This window comes from Paenibacillus alginolyticus DSM 5050 = NBRC 15375 (assembly GCF_000422905.1).
GTDB lineage: Bacteria > Bacillota > Bacilli > Paenibacillales > NBRC-103111 > Paenibacillus_E > Paenibacillus_E alginolyticus.
Genome location: NZ_AUGY01000014.1, coordinates 66,997 through 85,340, shown reverse-complemented (window position 1 = coordinate 85,340; position 18,344 = coordinate 66,997). Strand labels below are relative to the sequence as shown.

At 42.9% G+C, this 18,344-nt stretch carries 17 protein-coding genes; 14 read left to right on the top strand and 3 right to left on the bottom strand.

Translation table 11 applies throughout. The features are described 5' to 3' along the window. The first annotated feature begins 27 nt into the window (after nucleotides 1-27). The 4 genes from G519_RS0107965 to G519_RS0107950 are packed head-to-tail and all read left to right on the top strand — an operon-like array spanning nucleotide 28 to nucleotide 5,043. The gene (locus G519_RS0107965; RefSeq protein WP_029194220.1) at nucleotides 28-2,283 is read left to right on the top strand and encodes a type IA DNA topoisomerase; all 2,256 of its coding nucleotides are present in this window, start codon (nucleotides 28-30) and stop codon (nucleotides 2,281-2,283) included. Nucleotides 2,284-2,297: 14 nt separating this feature from the next. Next, complete coding sequence (locus G519_RS0107960; protein WP_029194219.1) at nucleotides 2,298-2,990, top strand: uracil-DNA glycosylase; 693 nt, start codon at nucleotides 2,298-2,300, stop codon at nucleotides 2,988-2,990. Continuing rightward, entirely contained in the window at nucleotides 2,990-3,295 is a 306-nt protein-coding gene (locus tag G519_RS0107955; protein WP_029194218.1) for a YciI family protein, read from the top strand. Before G519_RS0107960 ends, G519_RS0107955 begins: the two co-directional genes overlap by 1 nt. 53 nt (nucleotides 3,296-3,348) lie before the next feature. Continuing rightward, complete coding sequence (locus G519_RS0107950; RefSeq protein ID WP_029194217.1) at nucleotides 3,349-5,043, top strand: M3 family oligoendopeptidase; 1,695 nt, start codon at nucleotides 3,349-3,351, stop codon at nucleotides 5,041-5,043. Here the strand turns inward: G519_RS0107950 and G519_RS0107945 are convergent. Next, nucleotides 5,040-5,972, bottom strand: coding sequence for a zinc dependent phospholipase C family protein (locus tag G519_RS0107945; RefSeq protein WP_029194216.1), 933 nt, complete (start codon nucleotides 5,970-5,972; stop codon nucleotides 5,040-5,042). The genes G519_RS0107950 and G519_RS0107945 overlap by 4 nt on opposite strands. Nucleotides 5,973-6,177: 205 nt before the next feature. On the opposite strand from G519_RS0107945, the gene G519_RS47310 reads away from it, so the two are divergent. Next, nucleotides 6,178-8,367, top strand: a complete 2,190-nt coding sequence (locus G519_RS47310) for a PAS domain S-box protein (RefSeq protein WP_051253242.1) — start codon at nucleotides 6,178-6,180, stop codon at nucleotides 8,365-8,367. A 58-nt stretch (nucleotides 8,368-8,425) separates the two neighbouring features. Here the strand turns inward: G519_RS47310 and G519_RS0107935 are convergent, their stop codons facing one another. Beyond that, nucleotides 8,426-8,656: a hypothetical protein gene (locus tag G519_RS0107935; RefSeq protein WP_036632344.1), complete on the bottom strand. Its 231-nt coding sequence runs from the start codon at nucleotides 8,654-8,656 to the stop codon at nucleotides 8,426-8,428. Between the two features lie 167 nt (nucleotides 8,657-8,823). On the opposite strand from G519_RS0107935, the gene G519_RS0107930 reads away from it, so the two are divergent. From G519_RS0107930 to G519_RS0107910, 5 genes are all read left to right on the top strand, one after another. Beyond that, nucleotides 8,824-9,897, top strand: coding sequence for a DUF3900 domain-containing protein (locus G519_RS0107930; protein WP_029194214.1), 1,074 nt, complete (start codon nucleotides 8,824-8,826; stop codon nucleotides 9,895-9,897). A gap of 108 nt (nucleotides 9,898-10,005) precedes the next feature. Continuing rightward, nucleotides 10,006-10,662 (top strand): deoxynucleoside kinase, encoded by a 657-nt coding sequence (locus G519_RS0107925; RefSeq protein ID WP_029194213.1) that lies wholly within the window; start codon nucleotides 10,006-10,008, stop codon nucleotides 10,660-10,662. A gap of 255 nt (nucleotides 10,663-10,917) precedes the next feature. Further along, complete coding sequence (locus G519_RS50040; protein WP_154669553.1) at nucleotides 10,918-11,067, top strand: hypothetical protein; 150 nt, start codon at nucleotides 10,918-10,920, stop codon at nucleotides 11,065-11,067. Between the two features lie 123 nt (nucleotides 11,068-11,190). Next, nucleotides 11,191-12,375, top strand: a complete 1,185-nt coding sequence (locus tag G519_RS0107915; protein ID WP_064743402.1) for an FAD-dependent oxidoreductase — start codon at nucleotides 11,191-11,193, stop codon at nucleotides 12,373-12,375. 123 nt (nucleotides 12,376-12,498) lie between these two features. Then, nucleotides 12,499-12,807: a DUF4870 domain-containing protein gene (locus G519_RS0107910; RefSeq protein WP_036632342.1), complete on the top strand. Its 309-nt coding sequence runs from the start codon at nucleotides 12,499-12,501 to the stop codon at nucleotides 12,805-12,807. Nucleotides 12,808-13,244: 437 nt separating this feature from the next. Here G519_RS0107910 and G519_RS0107905 read toward each other — a convergent pair whose 3' ends face one another. Beyond that, the gene (locus G519_RS0107905; RefSeq protein WP_029194210.1) at nucleotides 13,245-13,997 is read right to left on the bottom strand and encodes an MBL fold metallo-hydrolase; all 753 of its coding nucleotides are present in this window, start codon (nucleotides 13,995-13,997) and stop codon (nucleotides 13,245-13,247) included. Between the two features lie 248 nt (nucleotides 13,998-14,245). On the opposite strand from G519_RS0107905, the gene G519_RS0107900 reads away from it, so the two are divergent. From G519_RS0107900 to cyoC, 4 genes are all read left to right on the top strand, one after another. After that, on the top strand, nucleotides 14,246-14,506 hold the full coding sequence (locus G519_RS0107900) for a hypothetical protein (protein WP_029194209.1): 261 nt from the start codon (nucleotides 14,246-14,248) through the stop codon (nucleotides 14,504-14,506). Nucleotides 14,507-14,744: 238 nt separating this feature from the next. Beyond that, nucleotides 14,745-15,719 carry a ubiquinol oxidase subunit II gene (gene cyoA / locus G519_RS42220; protein WP_051253241.1) on the top strand — a complete coding sequence of 325 codons (975 nt, stop codon included), beginning with the start codon at nucleotides 14,745-14,747 and terminating at the stop codon, nucleotides 15,717-15,719. Nucleotides 15,720-15,753: 34 nt separating this feature from the next. Beyond that, nucleotides 15,754-17,727 (top strand): cbb3-type cytochrome c oxidase subunit I, encoded by a 1,974-nt coding sequence (locus G519_RS0107890; protein WP_029194208.1) that lies wholly within the window; start codon nucleotides 15,754-15,756, stop codon nucleotides 17,725-17,727. Continuing rightward, nucleotides 17,727-18,344 (top strand): cytochrome o ubiquinol oxidase subunit III, encoded by a 618-nt coding sequence (gene cyoC / locus G519_RS0107885; protein ID WP_029194207.1) that lies wholly within the window; start codon nucleotides 17,727-17,729, stop codon nucleotides 18,342-18,344. The genes G519_RS0107890 and cyoC overlap by 1 nt, the downstream gene beginning before the upstream one ends.

Genomic DNA, 18,344 nt, shown 5'->3' with positions numbered 1-18,344 from the left:
AAAGTTCAATTAAGGAGCGATACTCTCTTGAAGACATTAATTATTGCGGAAAAACCCGATATGGGACGTAATATAGCCGCCGCAATAGAGCCTAAAGCCAAAAACTTAAGGTCCTATCTAGAGGGTGAACAGTATATCATCACCTGGGCGATTGGACACTTAATTGAGTTGGCTGAACCTGATCAATATGATGATAAATATAAAAAATGGAATATAAATCACCTGCCGATTATTCCTGATGAATTTAAGCTGATTCCAAACCCACGTACTTACAATCAGCTTAAGGTAATTGCTGAGCTTGCGAAGAAATGCGACACACTTGTCAATGCGTGCGATGCGGGGAGAGAAGGGCAGCACATCTTCTCGCTTATTCAGCGGCATCTTAAACTGAATCAGCCTGTTAAGCGACTCTGGATTTCCGATTTAACCTCGGAGACGATTCGAAATGGCTTCGCGACATTAAAGGACGGCGCTGAATACGAGAATTTAACGCGCGCCGCGCGCTCTCGTAGTGAAGCGGATTGGCTAATCGGCATGAATGGCTCACGTGCATTCACAACGAAGCATAACGTCCTGCTTTCCGTTGGCCGCGTCCAAACGCCCGTACTTGCGCTTATTTATGACCGGCAGAAACAGATTGAAGCCTTCTCCTCGCTCAAATTTTACGAGCTGGAGGGGCATTTTACACAAGGCGAGACGACATATAGAGGCATGTGGCAGGGAGAGCGCTTGACGGACGGACCGAAGGTCGAGGCGCTTGCTGCCAAGGTCAAAGGGAAACCGGCACGTATTATTTCCTATGAAGTGAAAGAGACGAAGGAATACCCGTTCAAATTGTATGACTTGACGCTGCTGCAGCGTGAGGCGAATGGGAAATATGCCTTCTCAGCCAAGAAGACGCTGGATACGGCTCAGGCACTCTACGAGAAGCATAAGGTCATCTCCTATCCTAGAACCAACTCCAACTATGTGACGGAGCAAAATATTCCGGAAATGCACAAATCCTTATCCGCTTTGCAAGGAACGGCTTACCATGAGCTGGTGCAAGGGGCAAACCGGAATCTGGTGCACAAAAATAACAAGTTTATTTGCAATCCGAGCAAAGTTGAAGATCACCATGCCATTCTTCCGACGAATCGGAAAGCAACGGGACTGAGTCCGGATGAACAGAAATTGTACGATTTGATTGTACGACGCTTCTTATCTCAGTTTTACCCTCCAGCGGAGTATAAGGTTCATACGGTTATGACCGAGGTAGAACAAGAAATGTTTAAGACCACGGTTAAAGAACTGCTCCAATTAGGCTGGAAGGTCATCTATGCCGATCAGAAAAAAGAAAAGGCGAAGAGTTCGAAGGGTAAAGAGAAGGAAGAGGAAGAAGACGAAGAAGTTGAAGTAAATGAGCCTTTCTCCATCGACCCACAAGGGAACGTCCTTTGCCATGATGCGATCGTGAAGGAAAAAGATACACAGCCGCCTAAGCATTTTAACGAGGGAACGCTGCTCAAAGCCATGGAAAGCGCCGGCAAGCAGATTGAGGATGAGGAGCTCCGCGATGCGATGAAGGATTCGGGACTCGGCACTCCAGCTACTCGAGCAGCGACCATCGAGCGTCTCAAGAAGGTTGGCTACATTGACATGCAGGGCAAGAAAATCGTCCTGACTCAGAAAGGGCGAACGGTTGTTGAATTAATCCGCGGCGCGGGCATTGAGCTGCTGACTTCGCCTGAGATGACAGGGCAATGGGAGCGCAGGCTGAATGAAATCTCCCGAGGTACGGCCTCGGACGAGCAGTTTATGCATAATGTCAAAAGATTCGCAACCCTGATCGTTGATAAGGTTCGCGTGCAGGCTAGAGCTTCCAAAACAGCTTTCGAAGGCGAAACGCCTCCGGCTAGCGCACCCAAACGAAGTTCATCTCGATCGACTTCGACATCAACTACTGGTGGGGCTAAGACGGCAGCTGCAGCTAAGAAAGCAGCTCCTGCTAAGCAAACAGATGGGGCTAGCACGTTTCTAGCGACTTGTCCAAGACCAGGGTGCGGAGGTTCCCTTTTCATGGGACGTAAAGGCTACGGCTGTTCGCACTATAAGGAAGGCTGCAAATTCGTTATCTGGAAAGAAAGCTTTGGGCGGAATCTAACAGACGCTCAAGTTCAGGCGCTCGTAAACAAAGGGAAAACGACGAAGCTGAAGCTCGTACTTGCGGACGGATCAGCGGCAGATGGACGAATCGTGCTGAAAAATATCGATACGGGAGAGCTCGGTACGGAGACGGAGTGATCGGAGGGGAAATGATGAGCCATTTAACGAACGACTGGGCTACTTTGTTGGGGTCAGAGTTTGAAGAGCCCTATTTCAATGCTTTGCAACAATTTCTCGATGAGGAATACACGACACAAACCATTTTTCCAGAACAAAGTGAAATTTATCGCGCACTTCATTTAACTTCCTATGCAAATACCAAAGTTGTCATTTTGGGACAAGATCCCTATCACGGTAGAGGCCAAGCCCATGGCCTCAGTTTTTCCGTTAAACCGGGTATACTGACGCCGCCATCTTTGCAAAATATGTATAAAGAGTTACAGTCTGACCTTGGCTGCTATATTCCTGATAACGGCTACCTGAAGGCTTGGGCGGAACAAGGCGTGCTGCTGTTGAACACGGTTCTAACGGTTAGATCGGACATGCCGAATTCACATAAGGGAAAAGGGTGGGAACGTTTTACAGACAAAATTATAACGACATTAAGTGATCGGGAGAAGCCGATCATTTTTGTGCTGTGGGGGAGTCATGCGCAAGCCAAGCAACGTCTCATAGATACAACGAGGCATGTTATCATAAAATCAGTGCATCCTAGTCCGCTATCCTCGTATCGCGGATTTTTTGGCAGTAAACCTTTTTCGCAAGCTAATGCCTATCTTAGAGATTTTGGGAGCTCGGAAATTGATTGGCAAATACCAAATTTATTGGCAAAGGAGCGGGAGTAATGAGCGACAATAAAGAATTTATTTATGTCTTACGTTTAAAACCTGCTTTTCTAGACCGCAGCATTTGGACAGAAAAAGAAGATAAAATTGTTGAAGAGCATTTTCAATACCTTTTACAGTTGAAAGAGGAGGGAGAACTCATTTTAGCAGGAAGAACGCAAACGTTTGACGAAAAAACATTTGGCATTGTTATCCTTAGAGTGGATAATGAGTTAGAAGCTACACTGATCATGGAACAAGACCCTGCTGTTGCAAATCAACTTATGACCAGTGAATTATTTCCATACAGTATAGCTGTTATGTAACTTAATATTTAGGCTGCCAGTATCTCTGGCGAAAAATCAAAGGAGTGAATCCAATGAAATTTCAAGAATTTAAGTACGAAAGACCCGACTTTAGCGCTTTTGAAAGTAAATTTAAGGAGCTTTTAGAGGCGTTTAAACGAGCAGCTTCATTTGGCGATCAAGACCAAGCGATGGAAGCAATCGTTAGCTTGCGAAGTGAATTGGAGTCTATGGAATCTATTGCACGGATTCGTCACAGTGTGGATACCAACGATGAATTTTACAAGGCGGAACAAGAGTATTTCGATGAAATTGAGCCTTTATATCAAGGGCTGATTACTGAGTTTTATAAAGCACTCATTGAGTCTTCCTATCGATCAGAGCTAGAAGTTAAATGGGGGAAGCAGCTGTTCACGATTGCCACTTTATCGTTGAAAACGTTTTCGCCGGAAATAGTTGAAGATCTCGTTCAAGAAAATAAACTGGCTAGTGAATATTCGAAGCTGCTCGCTTCTGCCAAGCTTACTTATGCAGGGGAAGAACGAAATTTATCCCAACTCGTGCCTTTTCAATTATCAACAGACCGAAAAGTCCGTAAAGAAGCGAATGATGTGAAATATAGCTTTTTTATTGAGAATGAAGCGAAATTGGATGAACTGTATGACCAATTAGTGAAGATTCGTGCTTTGATCGCTAAGAAGCTAGGATACAGCAATTTTGTTGAACTTGCGTATGCTCGTTTGAACCGTTCTGATTATAACGCCAAAGACGTGGAAGTATTTAGGAATCAAGTTCTTGAACACATTGTTCCGGTGGCTACCAAGCTGAAGGAACGGCAGAAAGCTAGAATTGGCGTAGACTCTCTGTACTATTACGACGACAAGTTTGGTTTCGCCTCTGGGAATGCGACGCCGAAAGGCGATGCGGACTGGATTGTGGAACAAGCTCGTAAGATGTATGCAGAGTTATCCCCGGAAACAGATGAGTTCTTTACTTTTATGATCGATAACGGTTTGATGGATCTAGTGGCTAAGAAGGGGAAACGCGTTGGTGGTTATTGCTCTTATATTAGTACATACAAAGCGCCATACATTTTCTCTAACTTTAATGGGACTTCGGGAGACATTGATGTCTTAACGCATGAAGTAGGTCATGCTTTCCAGGGCTATAGCAGCCGAGAGTTTCAAGTACCTGAATACATATTCCCAACCTTGGAAGCCTGTGAAATCCACTCCATGAGCATGGAGTTTCTCGCTTGGCCTTGGATGTCGTTGTTCTTCGAGGAAGATACAGATAAGTATAAATTCAAGCATCTGAGTGAATCGCTTTTATTCATTCCATACGGTGTTGCCGTAGATGAATTTCAACATCGGATCTATGAGCAGCCGGAACTGACTCCGGTAGAGCGTAAGCTAGTTTGGCGCGAGGTAGAGCGCAAGTATTTGCCTCATCGTGTTTACGATGATAACGACTACTTGGATAGAGGGGGCTTCTGGCAGCAGCAAGCCCACATTTACAAAAGCCCGTTTTATTACATTGATTACACACTTGCGCAAGTGTGTGCGTTTCAATTTTGGAAACGAGCTAATGAAAATCCGGAGTTAGCTTGGGAGGATTACTTAAGACTTTGTCAACAAGGCGGAAGCTTGAATTTCACTGAGCTTGTCCAAGTCGCGAAGCTAATCTCACCTTTCCAAGATGGCTGTGTGGCTTCGGTTATTGGTCATATTGATTCTTGGCTTGATCAGGTTGATGATGCTAAGCTTTAGATCATAGGCTGGACATGAGTGATTTGCAGTCCGCTGTCACAATCTTTACCGGTTTCATAGGAGAGATTGCCAAGAACTTCTTCAAAGGCCTGGTAATCAGCCGAAGTACCTCGTTGTAAGGCTTGAATGGCTGCCTGTAGGACAATTTGTCCATCGGCCATCGCGATATCCCATAAGTCCCAAATGCTGTATGTGTACGTTTCCTCTAATGATGTAGGACAATTCCAAGCCGTCCTGGCTTCGTTTAAATAATCAAGCGGAGCCGGATGCTTGGTATACACCAAAGGCGAAATTTGACCGAAGGTAAATAAACGTTTGATTCCTTTCGGATCGTGGAACAATCGTTGAGCTCGGATCATTTCCATGTAAGCATCGTTCCAATCCTTCTCAGTAATCTTCAATGCTAAGTCAGGATAGTGATTGGCAGCAGCATGTACAAGCGCAGGAACTATGCCGAGGGGCAGGGCTTCACCCACATATATTTCTTTCCATACAGGGGTATTCCATGTCTGTAGTCCAAGCTTGCGGCGAACAATGAGCGTGTCCATAATAATTTCAAATCGTTGGTGATCCCATTTCTTGAACCCTGATTTGTAAAAAACGTAAGGATGCATATTGCGATCGAGAATATGGTGTGTAAGGAATCCAAGTGCATAAACAACTGCAGGATTATACAAGCCTCTGCCTTGCATATGGGAAAGTAGATCCTTGAGGAACGGGCCGCATGCTTTCGTATGCATAAGACTACCTAATTCACCCAGTTTCTTATCTTTTTTCCAAGGTAAGAAGTTATGGTAGAACAAGAAATCGGGTCCTTGGCAGCCAAGTGAAAAAACATGCCGCAACTGCTTATCACTCAGCATATTGGCATGCCCCAATTGATTCATTAATTCTTGGCCGAAAATCAGATGCGTCCAGACGTTTGGCAAAAGGGCTTCCTCCTTATTTGTGATGCACCAAGATGATACATAGAGAACCATTATATTTTATCATATTAAGGAATATCAAGGGCACATTTCATGAACAATTTGATCAGCCAAGGGTTACGATGGAAGGAATAATCAACAAAATCGTCGAATTCAAACACTTGGTGATGGAAACCATCCATGTATGTTTAAGATGGGGGATAAATGAATGGATATGCTTTCGAGAACGGAACCGTCATTTGCCACGGTATTTGAATTCACAACAATTGGCATGGCGATTATTTCGCTCAATGGACAGTGGATGAAAATGAATAACAGCCTAAGTGCGATTACAGGATATTCTGAAGAAGAATTATTATATACGGATATAACTACGATCTTTTTGCCCGAAGAGAGCGACAAACTGCTTGGACTTTTAAAGCAATTGTTGTCTGGGGATTTGCGCTCATTTCAGATTGAACAAAGAATGAAGTCAAAAGAAGGAAAAATCTTGAAGGTAGAATGCGGAATTTCACTAATAAGAAACTCGGACAATGAACCTCTGTATTATATGGCCCAGATGAAAGATCTCTCGAAAAAATCCGAGATGGAACTTAAGCTAGCGGAGAGTGAGCAGCGGTATAATTCATTAATTGAGCATAATCCTGCGGGGATCTTAACAAGTGATTTGAATGGTTTGATTATAAGTGTGAATCCTGCTATGGAACGGATTTTGGGTTATACGAAGCAGGATATGGTGGGACGGTCCATCCATCAGTTCTGGGAGCAAGAGGATCTAGCAGCATTCCCGACCAAAAGTGCACTCTTGCAAATGGATAATTATATGCTGAGGGTTACGCATAAGAGCGGCGAAAAGATCGAATTAGGCTTAAAAAATGTACCGATTATCGTGAATGGGATAACCGAAGGCGTGTATATTATCGCAAGAGATATCACCCAGCATAATAAAGACCGTGAGTCCTTGAGAGTTGCACAACAGGACCTGCATGACACCGTTCGCAGACAGCAAGGAATGACCATGAAGTTCAGACAAATGCGAGGGAAATTCATTCATACGTTATGTGACGGTGAACTTCTATATAGACTCGGCTATAAGCCATCGCATATCCTTGGCAACGGCTTATATGAGATATGGCCCTTCTATATGGCTGCCAATATCGATAAGTATTACCGCAGGGCTTGGAGCGGGGAAGCGAATGTCATGTATGAAGCCACATTCCGGGGGATTACGTATTTAACATCTTTACGTCCTATTTTTGAAAATGGCCGCGTAATTGAAGTGATCGGTTCATGTGTGGACATTACGGAACGTAAACACATGGAAACCGAGCTTAGAGAAACGAAGGAGCTGCTGGAATCTTTTATTAATAATACGACCGATGCCATCTGCGTCCTTGATCAACGGTTTAAGGTTATTTCAGTCAATTCCGCGTATGAGAAAGTATTTGGTTGGAATCAGGATGAGCTTCAAAATAAACCTTTGCCGATATATCCGGATTTCTTGGAAGAGCATCATAAAGAAATTCGTGACTTATTGAAAGCTGGCAACCAAATTTCTGGGTTAGAGACGGTTCGAATTCGTAAAGATGGACAGCTCATTCATGTCAGTGTGACCAAAACACCAATCAAGAATGAGAAGGGCAAGATTATTGGGTTCGCCGGTATTACGCGAGATATTACAGAACGGAAACGAACGGAGGAACTGCTCCGCAAGTCCGATAAGCTCTCCGTCGCAGGCCAGTTAGCCGCAGGGCTTGCCCATGAAATCAGGAATCCGCTCACGTCACTCCGAGGCTTCCTACAACTGCTGCAGAATGATATGAAGGGAAAACAGCACTATTTTGACATCATGCTGTCTGAGCTGGATCGGATTAATTTCATCGTGAGCGAATTCCTCGTCATTGCGAAACCGGAAGCGATACAATACAAGAAAAGTGACTTGATAAATATATTACAAACCGTGATTGCGCTGCTTGATACGCAGGCTAATCTTTGCAATGTGCAGCTTTTGCTCGAGTTTGAGTCGGATATTCCGGAGTTCATTTGTTCCGAGATGCATCTGAAGCAATTGTTTATTAATTTGGTCAAAAATGCGATTGAAGCGATTACGAAGGATGGACACATTAAAATTACCGTTTCCATGCAGGGAAGCGAGATGATACGAGTGAGGACTCAGGATAATGGCTGCGGCATCCCAGAGGAGCGGGTCAAGCAATTAGGTGAACCTTTCTATACAACGAAGGAAAAGGGTACAGGACTCGGTCTAATGATGTGTTTCAAGATCGTTGAAGCTCACAGAGGCACAATGTCGATTCAGAGCCGAATTGGAGAAGGAACCATTATTGATGTATTTTTGCCGACGCAGTCGATAGGTAAAGATAGTAGTGAATTTGAATAGCAGGAATGTAAAAACCGCCAGACCTGTCAAGTGACAGGAACGGGCGGTTTATTCATTTCTAAAACCGGATACTAAATTCATTCGTCTCTCTTGAATACCATTTTGTCATAGAGGAGTCATGTTCAGAATGAATTTGTACTTCATCAGGTGTATATTTTACGATAAAACCCGAATTTACCTGATAATAAACGCCTAAAGAATCTAACGACCAAACATAAACAGGTGTTTTTGTAAGAGCGGCAATGAAAATTTCTGTATCTGTTTCCAGTAGTTTGGTTCCGTAAATCATCTTCACACCTCTGTCTTATTATTTTGAAAAAGCAGCGCTTATTAGTAGTGACAGCATGAACTTACAAACAATCACAAACTGTGCCTATTTTTTTGTGGTGTTTCGGTTTTATACCAAGTACAATCAAAGTTGTGCAATTTTGAATACGATTGTCAGGGAGAAGCAGCATGAAATTCGCAGTTCAATATATATCATTTTTTGTGATTCAAGGGGAAGGCGCTGACGCGGCATCTGCTAAAAATTATCGTCATTATCAGACTTTGGATGAGTACGATTATGAAGATAGTGCCTTACAGCAATTCTTAGACGGTGAGTTCGCACGGATTGCTAAACGCAAAGTAGAGCGAAACCCGAGAGCAGAGCAGGTGCCAACGAAGATAGGTCGTTTCATTACCGAGCCAGGCTTCGAATTGGAAAGTAATCCGAATTATAATCTATTCGCGCGTCTGCGCTATGCAGAGAACAAACAGGACTTTCTTAACGTCGGTGACGAGCTCTTGAATGCTTATCTGAATACAAGCGCGGTCAGGGGCGGAGCCTTTTTAGTCGCTAGTGCGAAGCTCAATCAATATTTCGATGATCCATTTGTATTTATCCTAAAATGTGATTTTGAGCCAAAAATTGCACGGATTACCGACGAAAAGAGCTTATTGAATCAAGTGGAAATGGCGATTAATGCTAAAAACATGAAATCGATCCAATATCCGTTTATGCCTGAGGAGGGTATGTTAGAACCAGCGGAGCTCAAAATTCATCAGTCCTCACATGCTCGTTATTTTGAGGATTTCCTAAAATATGTAGAATATGAGCAGTCCATGCCGGAAATTTTGCATCATCAAGTCCTAGGTCTCGTTCAGGAGCAGTTGGAGCGAGATTATGAGCATAAACCGGAGGAACGTGAGCAGGAAGAGAAGGATTTGGAAATCTGGGCAGCCAGTGAAAAGCGTGAGCTGCAGGAGAAGTGGACACCAACTCAGGTTATGGATGCTGCTAATTATTTGGCCCAGCAGAATCCGGATTTGGAAATGCGTATCAAGCTAGATCATATTAGTGTCAAGGCGCAGCTTGCCGATTATGGACGCAAGGTTCACATTGCCAGACAAGGTGAACGGTATGTCATCTTGATTGAAGGTGATTATTTACACTTTGAAAAAGGCGTTTCACCAGTTGAATTGCTTAGACCAGACGATCTTCATGCTGTTATTGAGAGGATAATAAGAGAAGAAGAAAACGATAGATAAAGGTAAAAAAATAGGGTTCCCACCGCTATGAATTCCTTGTATAATAGGGAAGCTTTGCAAGAATTGACAGGTGGTAAATTAGGACTGGTAAGAAGGAGAAAGGGGTCAATGGCAGTGATCGTGGTTGGGGGAATGATTGGTCTAGGTAAAACATCGGTATCGACTTTACTTGGACAAGAATTAAATTCAAATGTGTATTATGAAAGTGTCGATGATAATCCGATACTACCGTTATTTTACACGGCATCTCCGGAAGAAATCGATAAGAAGAGATATCCGTTTTTACTTCAATTGCACTTCTTGAATACAAGATTTAAGGCCATTAAACAAGCGTTAGTACATAATCGAAATGTACTGGATAGAAGTATTTATGAGGATTGGTATTTTGCTAAAGTGAATCGGGAGTTAGGCCGTATTTCACAGTTGGAATTTGATGTTTACGAGGGGCTGGCAGATAATATGATGTCAGAGCTCGCCGAGCTTCCTAAGAAATCGCCTGACCTCATGGTTTATCTAAAAGCTTCATTCGAAACGGTTATGCACCGCATCGGACTGCGGGGACGCAGCTTCGAGCAAGATCAATCTTTGGTTGATTATTATCGGCTGCTTTGGTCTGGCTATGATGACTGGGTGATGAATCATTATCATGCCTCTGAAGTGTTGATTGTAGATATGGATCGTGTTGATGTTGTGAATCGTTCAGAAGATGCGATCGAATTAGTAGAGCAGGTACGTGCCAAGCTTTCCGATTTAGCTATTGTTTAGTATGGAACTGTCGAAAGACCCCCTCAACCCGAGGGGGTTTTTCGAATTATGTAGGAGTTTAATCGTGTTTAAAAATTAAAATGTTTTATATGCTTCAATTTACTTAGATTTGGTTATAAAGTCCTGTGAAATTACATATACTATATCGAAATATGACAGTATTTATCTCAATTTGTTGTATCTCGAGTAAAATTGTTGTATGATACATTATGTATCAAGAAAGAGGCGTGAAATCTTCAAATGGAAGAGTAGGTGATGAGTTTGTTATTTATCGTATGTTACAAAGGGAAGCCTATGTGCCCGCCACTTTCTAAATTGGCAGCAACTGAGAAAATGATGAAGTTAAGCCGATTTTTCTCGAATCTTGAGATCGTTGAGGTTAAACAACAATTAGTTGCAACATAACAGAATATAAACTTCATACTCTCAAAATAACCCACCTCCTTAACCCTTGGTTCTAGGAGGTTTTTGTCTTCCCTGGATTATGTTACAGTAGATGGAAATGGTTCGTCGGTTATGGAGGGCAGCATGAACAATATCATACCTTCTTCAAGGAAAGCAATTATCATTGGAGCTGGCATTGGTGGATTAACGACAGCTCTTTTCTTACAAAGGCAAGGTTGGGAAGTTGTTATCTATGAGAAAAAAAGAGAGCTATCCGAATTCGGAGCCGGAATTGTATTAGCTGCGAACGCCATGCATATCTTATCGGAGCTTGGCATGGCTGAGCAGGTGAGGGAAGCAGGCGCTCAAGTTGGCATGGCTGAAATTCGCTCTTGGGATGGTAAACCGATTACTTCAGTTCCCGTTTCGAAGCAAGCCGCTAAATATGGAACGTATAGCTACCTAATTCATCGCGCTAAGCTCCAAAAGATTTTATTTCAACAACTAAATGAATTTTCAACTGTCTATTTGAATAAAAAGCTGATAGCCTTTGATCAGGATCCGCACCATGTAATTGTCCATTTTGATGATGGAACTGAAGATACCGGACATATATTAATCGGAGCAGATGGCATACATTCACAAGTGGCTCATCTCTTATTTGGCTTAAAACAGCTGCGATATTCAGGTTTTAAAGCTTTCCGAGGTATTACTTCGTTCTTGGATAAGCGATATATGCCTGAGATCGGTGGTGGATTTGAGGCATGGGGCAGAGGACGTCGGTTCGGATTTTCCCAGCTTGGTGAGGGACAAGTTTTTTGGTTCGCTGCTATCAACGCAGACTCAGGGACAGTTGTGGATTGTAAGAAGGACTACGTTCTTCAGCAATTTGAGGGCTGGCATAATCCAATTGAACGGGCCATCCAGTCGACCGATGAGATGGCGATTTTAACGCATGACATTCATGATCGTATACCACTTGAAAGATGGAGCCAAGGGAGAGTAACACTGCTTGGTGATGCAGCTCATCCCATGCTGCCTAATCTGGGTCAAGGAGGCGCTCAGACGATGGAGGATGCTCTTGTTGTAGCTAGATGCCTAGAGGGAATTTCCATACTTTCATTAAGAAGCGTTACAGCCGCGCTTCAGTCTTATGAACGTAACCGAATAGCACGAACCAATCAAGTTGTGCGTCAATCCAGACGAATGGCTCGCATCGTGCAAATGAGTAATCCAGCTGCTATCATGCTGCGCAATCAAGTGCTTAGAGTTGTTCCTGATGAAGTCCAAATGAAGCAGTTGGATTGGCTTCTGGGTTATCGCGTGTAGTCAGTATTGGGAGATGCTTGTCGGAAAATTATTTTTCGAAATGTGTGAAATTCAATAGAATAGATGGAAAACACCGAATATAATGGAATAGTATACTTTGAGAAAAAGAAAGAGGTGCTGTCCATGTATGATTCTTCGGATATTCAAAGTAATAAGGGAATGGCCATCATTGCATACATCTTGTTTTTTATCCCGCTCATCGCTGCAAAGGACTCCAAATTTGCATGGTATCACGCAAACCAAGGGCTTACCTTATTAGTTTCTGCTGTCATCGTGAATGTAGTTTTGGGTATCATTCCGTTTATCGGTTGGATTCTATTGCCTTTAGCCAATTTAGCAGTCTTTGTTTTAGCTATTCTAGGTATTGTTGCTGCGGCTCAAGGCCAAGTAAAACCACTTCCGTTTATCGGAGGCTACACGTTATTGAAGTAGCGGGACATACATATGAGAAGCAGGTTGCCTGATTGGGCAGCCTGCTTTTTTTGGGGGCTTGGGGTTAAGCGTAGCTTAACCCTTATTTAATCATAATAAGAAAGAATAAGTTTTGGGCTGGAGCGAACTTTAATAAGAAGACGTGACTGTGGGTTTGGTAAACACTGCAATTGTACATGCATTTTTTTCTTTAAATAGCTCGTTTTCGTAAATTCCTGCAATCGTGCAGGCTTTTTCAGTCTTTTTTAATTTCAGGACGGAAAAGCTAAAAATTCCTGCACATTAGCAGGCTTTATCACTTCTGAAACGATTTTAACAAAATACCTGCAATTTCGCAGTTATTGTACAACATCCATTTCTCCTTAAGCACAAAAAATAGGTTTATAAACTAAAGAACAAGGCACAGCTGAGTTTTTTTCGTTTTTAACGATTAAGATTTAGATTGAAGCTGCTAATTCCGCAATACGTTGATTTACATTGTCTGTATACAACCCACCGTGATAGCAAATAACAGTTTCAATGTCGTATTTAACGAACTTGTTAATGGATTGCATCGCTAACTCATAGTTCACGGAGTATTCCGGGATGGGTCCAAGAAGTTGACCATTTGAAACGACCAAGGCATCAGCTGCAATCAATGTCTTGCTCTGTTTGTGATATAGACTGACATGTCCCGGAGTATGACCAGGGGTATGTATGATGATAATCCCGCCACAGTTGGGTAACTCGAATCCATCTTCGAGAATGCCATTGACCGGTCCTTTTGGCGGATTCTCCAAAGCTGATCGAAAAGCTTTTCGCCATTCAGGTGAAATATCCGCAGGTAAACGAGCGACCGCTTGTTCGATCGATTCTGGCGTGATTTTGATCAACATTTTCTCACCTTGAATATAAGGCTTCTCTATTTCACTGGCCAGGATATCAAGCTTATGCGGAGATTTGCTTATGATATCAGGTAAACTTCCTATATGATCTATATCTTGATGGGTAATAATAATCTTCTTTAAATGACCGAATGGAACATTATGTTCCTCCATGGCACTCTGTATAAGCGGCAATATACCAGGATATCCGGTGTCCACCAGAATGGCGCCTCCTTCATCGGAAAAAAGGGTTGGGTGTATGACATCGATACGCCCCATGACAGGTACTGACAGTTCAAGCATGTAAATTCCGTTCGCAATCTGCATTCGAATCCCTCCAAAGAGAAATGATAGTGAAAGAACAGTGTTATCATACCCAGAAGGGAGTGTCATTGTCAAACAAAATATTTATTATACCATAAATAAAACAAAAAGTCAAGATAATTTATTTGTGAACAAGTCGTATTTAATTTTGTCCAAATTTTGATAATCGTGTGAATAAAATATGAACAAATCTTGGATTTGTGATATACTATGTTTATAAAGCACTTACATTGGGGTTTGGAGTGATAATTATGGCAAATAGAGCCGTTTTGATCAGTAGTAATGAGCGCAGTGAGCGCGATGTAATGCCATTAGTCAAGATGATGACATTTGCGGCATGGACGTTGCTTGGCATAGGATTACTATTAAGCTTGTTGAATATGGAGCATTTTAGTGATCGTAATGCCTCTTTGATGGTTGGTATTGGTTTCATGGTTGGCAGTGTGCACATCTATGTTATTCGGACCGCTATTCATTTGGTGCATTCACGTGCAGCTTCAAAGACGGAATGATTTCAACGTATTATGAGCAGTTAATAAGCCTTTCAAGTGACAACTTGAAGGGCTTTTTCATTTTCATGCGTTTTCATACATTTTCATAATAGTCAACAAACGTTCTGTGACATTTGTTTTACAGTAAAACGTCGATCCTTTGACGTATTTGTTAAGTTGTGTTTGCGACTGTGTACTTTTATCAGCGAGATGATATCTTGATAATAGATCAGATTTGTTGATAGGGAGGTTAAGTAGGATGAAGAAGAGAACACTCGTACAAGCTATGCTGCTCTTCATGATGGTCGCCATCATTGTTTTATTGGCAGGCTGCAGTAATCAAGCTATGGTACTGAATCCCAAAGGACCTGTGGGTGCAGAACAGAAAGATTTAATTGTGATTTCCACTATATTATGTACCGTAATCCTTGTTCCTGTGCTTGCGTTAACCGCATGGATCGTATGGCGGTATCGTGATAAAGAAGGCAATAAAGCATCGTATAAGCCGAATTGGGCGCACAGTACTACCTTAGAAATCGTTTGGTGGTCAATTCCCATCATTATTATTGTAGCCTTGGCCGTCATAACTATTCGTTATACACACGCACTAGAGCCTTCTAAGCCGTTGAAATCCAATAAACCGCCCGTCACCATTCAAGTGACATCGCTGGATTGGAAATGGTTGTTTACGTATCCGGAACAGGGCATAGCAACAGTTAACTATTTGCAAATTCCTGAGGATACACCGATTAAGTTTGAGCTGACCTCAGACGCTCCGATGAACTCGTTCTGGGTGCCGCAGTTGGGCGGGCAAATCTATACGATGTCAGGTATGAAGATGACACTGTATTTGCAAGCCGATGAGATCGGGCATTACTTTGGAACGGGAGCGAATTTCAGCGGTGCGCATTTCGCGGACATGACGTTTGATGTGAATGCGACATCTCAGAGCGATTTCGATGCTTTCGTTGCCAAAACGAAAAAGGTTCCGACAAAACTTACGATGGAAAGCTATGAAACACTAGCAAAGCCTGGTAAGTCCGAAGTGCAGTACTTCTCCTCGGTGCCAGATGGACTTTTCGATAAGATTGTAACGAAATATACGAATGGTCAATCCATTCACAGTGGTCATGGCGGTACAGAATCCGTGAAAGAGACGAGTAAGCCTCAAGCAACGGACAAAAATGCCCCTATGAACCATAATGATCACAGTCAAATGAAAATGACAAAATGATCGATCAAAGCTTTTGAGAAAGGAAGATCAGCTCATGTTGGATAAAATAAAGCAATTCGCATCTGAGTTTTTCGTAACGGGCGATCCACTCATTCTGGGTGCTCAGGTTAGTATCGGACTCTCAATGATCGCTATGATTTTTGTGCTGTCCTATTTCAGAAAGTGGGGCTGGCTTTGGCGTGAATGGTTAACAAGTGTTGACCATAAACGAATCGGGATCATGTACATTATTTGTTCGATCATGATGCTGTTCCGCGGCGGTGTGGATGCGCTTCTCATGCGTTTACAGTTAGCGATGCCAAACAGCGAATTTCTACAAGCAGAGCACTATAATCAAATCTTCACAACGCATGGCGTGATCATGATTTTATTCATGGCTATGCCATTGATGTTCGGTTTGTTTAATATTGTAGTCCCTCTGCAAATAGGAGCTCGAGACGTTGCTTATCCGTTCTTGAACTCACTTAGCTTCTGGATGTTCTTCTGGGGCGCTATGCTATTCAACGTATCGTTCGTTATCGGCGGATCACCGGATGCAGGATGGCTTAGCTATCCACCGCTTTCGGAAATGTCTCACAGTCCGGGTGTTGGCCAGAACTTCTATATCTGGGGGATTCAAATTTCCGGTATCGGTAGTTTGGCAACAGGGATTAACTTTATCGTGACCATTTTGAAAATGCGTGCACCTGGCATGAAGTTGATGAAGATGCCGATGTTTACATGGTCCGTATTTTCAAGCTGTATTATGATTATCTTTGCTTTCCCAATCCTTACAGTGACGTTGGCCTTATTGTTCCTTGACCGTTTCCTTGGCGCCCATTTCTTCACGTTGGATGGCGGCGGGAATCCGATGATGTACATCAATTTGATCTGGATGTGGGGTCACCCTGAAGTGTACATTATTGTTGTTCCGGCATTTGGGATTTTCTCGGAAATTGTTTCTACATTCTCGAAAAAGAAATTATTCGGTTATAAATCGATGGTATTCGCCATGCTGATCATTAGCTTATTGTCCTTCTTCACATGGGCGCATCATTTCTTTACGATGGGCTCCGGCGCGGATGTTAACGTCTTTTTCGCCATTAGTACGATGTTAATTGCGATACCGACTGGAGCCAAAGTGTTTAACTGGTTATTCACCATGTTCCGCGGTAAAATTCGTTTTACGACGCCTATGATGTGGACGATTGCGTTCATTCCATGTTTCGTAGTTGGCGGCATGACAGGGGTACTGTTGTCTGTTGCGCCAGCCGATTTTCAATTCCATAATAGTTACTTCCTAATTGCACATTTTCATCAAGTTATTATTGGTGGCGTAGCCTTCGGATTCTTCGCTGGACTTTACTACTGGTGGCCGAAAATGTTTGGTTTTAAACTGAACGAACACCTAGGTAAATGGGCTTTCTGGCTTTGGAACATTGGGTTCTATGTATGTTTCATGCCGCAGTACTTCTTAGGCTTAGATGGTATGACTCGCCGTACGTATACGTACGATTTTGATATGGGCTGGGGACCGCTGAATCTCGTGTCAACAGTTGGTGGTTTCCTTATGGGTATCGGGTTCATTTTCCAAGTATGGCAAATTGCCCACTCGATTAAATTCAGAGAACCGGATGTATCCGGGGATCCTTGGGATGGCCGTACGTTAGAATGGTCGATTCCTTCGCCAGCTCCTATTTATAACTTTGCCGTATTGCCAGAAGTAAGCGAGGCAGATGCATGGTGGGAACAAAAGCAGAAGCAAGGCTCATCAGCTAAGCAACCAGCCAAGATCGTATATGAACCGATTCACATGCCTAAGAATTCTTCCATTCCATTCATCATGTCTGCTTTATGGTTTTTCGCTGGATTTGGTTTTGTATTTAATTGGATGTGGTTGACGATTCCAGCCTTAATTGGTGTCGCGATCAGTATGATTGCACGTTCGTTTAGCTATGATACGGATTATTATATTCCTGCTGATGAAGTGAAACGTACGGAAGCCGCATTGAAAGGGGCGAAAGTATAATGGCACATGCAGCTACGCAAGGTGGGCATCACGCCCACGAACACGATCATGAACATGATCACGAGTCGCTCAAAACGTTCGGATTCTGGATATTTCTAATCACGGACTGTATCTTATTTGGATCTTTATTTGCCACATATATGGTTCTTCATCAAAATACAAACGGGGGACCAACCCCGGAAGAATTGTTCAAGATGCCAGGGATCATAGCGGAAACCTTTATCTTGCTTACTAGCAGCTTCACGAGCGGTCTAGCCGTGCTTGGCATGCATAAAGGGAATATGAAGCAGTTAATCGGATGGCTCGCCGTAACTGTGCTTCTGGGAGCGTCATTCGTCGGACTCGAGCTTAATGAATTCATTAACATGGTTAATCATGAGGGTGCAACGATTAGTACGAGCGCGTTTTTATCAGCATTCTTTGCACTAGTAGGAACACACGGCTTGCACGTTTCGGTTGGTTTGATCTGGATGGTCGGCTTAATGCTGCAATTGAAACGACGCGGCATCACGGCAGTAACCAAACGGAAAGTGGCTGTCATTTCCTTGTACTGGCATTTCCTTGACGTTGTTTGGATCTTCGTATTTACAGTTGTCTATTTGATGGGGGTGATGTAA

What these genes read in the sequence shown, in the direction of transcription:
- G519_RS0107950 (WP_029194217.1), top strand. Translation starts at nt 3,349, where the DNA reads ATGAAATTTCAAGAATTTAAGTACGAAAGACCCGACTTTAGCGCTTTT.
- G519_RS50040 (WP_154669553.1), top strand. Translation starts at nt 10,918, where the DNA reads ATGAGTTTGTTATTTATCGTATGTTACAAAGGGAAGCCTATGTGCCCG.
- G519_RS0107890 (WP_029194208.1), top strand. Translation starts at nt 15,754, where the DNA reads ATGTTGGATAAAATAAAGCAATTCGCATCTGAGTTTTTCGTAACGGGC.
- G519_RS0107935 (WP_036632344.1), bottom strand. Translation starts at nt 8,656, where the DNA reads ATGATTTACGGAACCAAACTACTGGAAACAGATACAGAAATTTTCATT.
- G519_RS0107915 (WP_064743402.1), top strand. Translation starts at nt 11,191, where the DNA reads ATGAACAATATCATACCTTCTTCAAGGAAAGCAATTATCATTGGAGCT.
- cyoC (WP_029194207.1), top strand. Translation starts at nt 17,727, where the DNA reads ATGGCACATGCAGCTACGCAAGGTGGGCATCACGCCCACGAACACGAT.
- G519_RS0107910 (WP_036632342.1), top strand. Translation starts at nt 12,499, where the DNA reads ATGTATGATTCTTCGGATATTCAAAGTAATAAGGGAATGGCCATCATT.
- G519_RS0107925 (WP_029194213.1), top strand. Translation starts at nt 10,006, where the DNA reads ATGGCAGTGATCGTGGTTGGGGGAATGATTGGTCTAGGTAAAACATCG.
- G519_RS0107900 (WP_029194209.1), top strand. Translation starts at nt 14,246, where the DNA reads ATGGCAAATAGAGCCGTTTTGATCAGTAGTAATGAGCGCAGTGAGCGC.
- cyoA (WP_051253241.1), top strand. Translation starts at nt 14,745, where the DNA reads ATGAAGAAGAGAACACTCGTACAAGCTATGCTGCTCTTCATGATGGTC.
- G519_RS0107955 (WP_029194218.1), top strand. Translation starts at nt 2,990, where the DNA reads ATGAGCGACAATAAAGAATTTATTTATGTCTTACGTTTAAAACCTGCT.
- G519_RS47310 (WP_051253242.1), top strand. Translation starts at nt 6,178, where the DNA reads ATGGATATGCTTTCGAGAACGGAACCGTCATTTGCCACGGTATTTGAA.
- G519_RS0107905 (WP_029194210.1), bottom strand. Translation starts at nt 13,997, where the DNA reads ATGCAGATTGCGAACGGAATTTACATGCTTGAACTGTCAGTACCTGTC.
- G519_RS0107930 (WP_029194214.1), top strand. Translation starts at nt 8,824, where the DNA reads ATGAAATTCGCAGTTCAATATATATCATTTTTTGTGATTCAAGGGGAA.
- G519_RS0107960 (WP_029194219.1), top strand. Translation starts at nt 2,298, where the DNA reads ATGAGCCATTTAACGAACGACTGGGCTACTTTGTTGGGGTCAGAGTTT.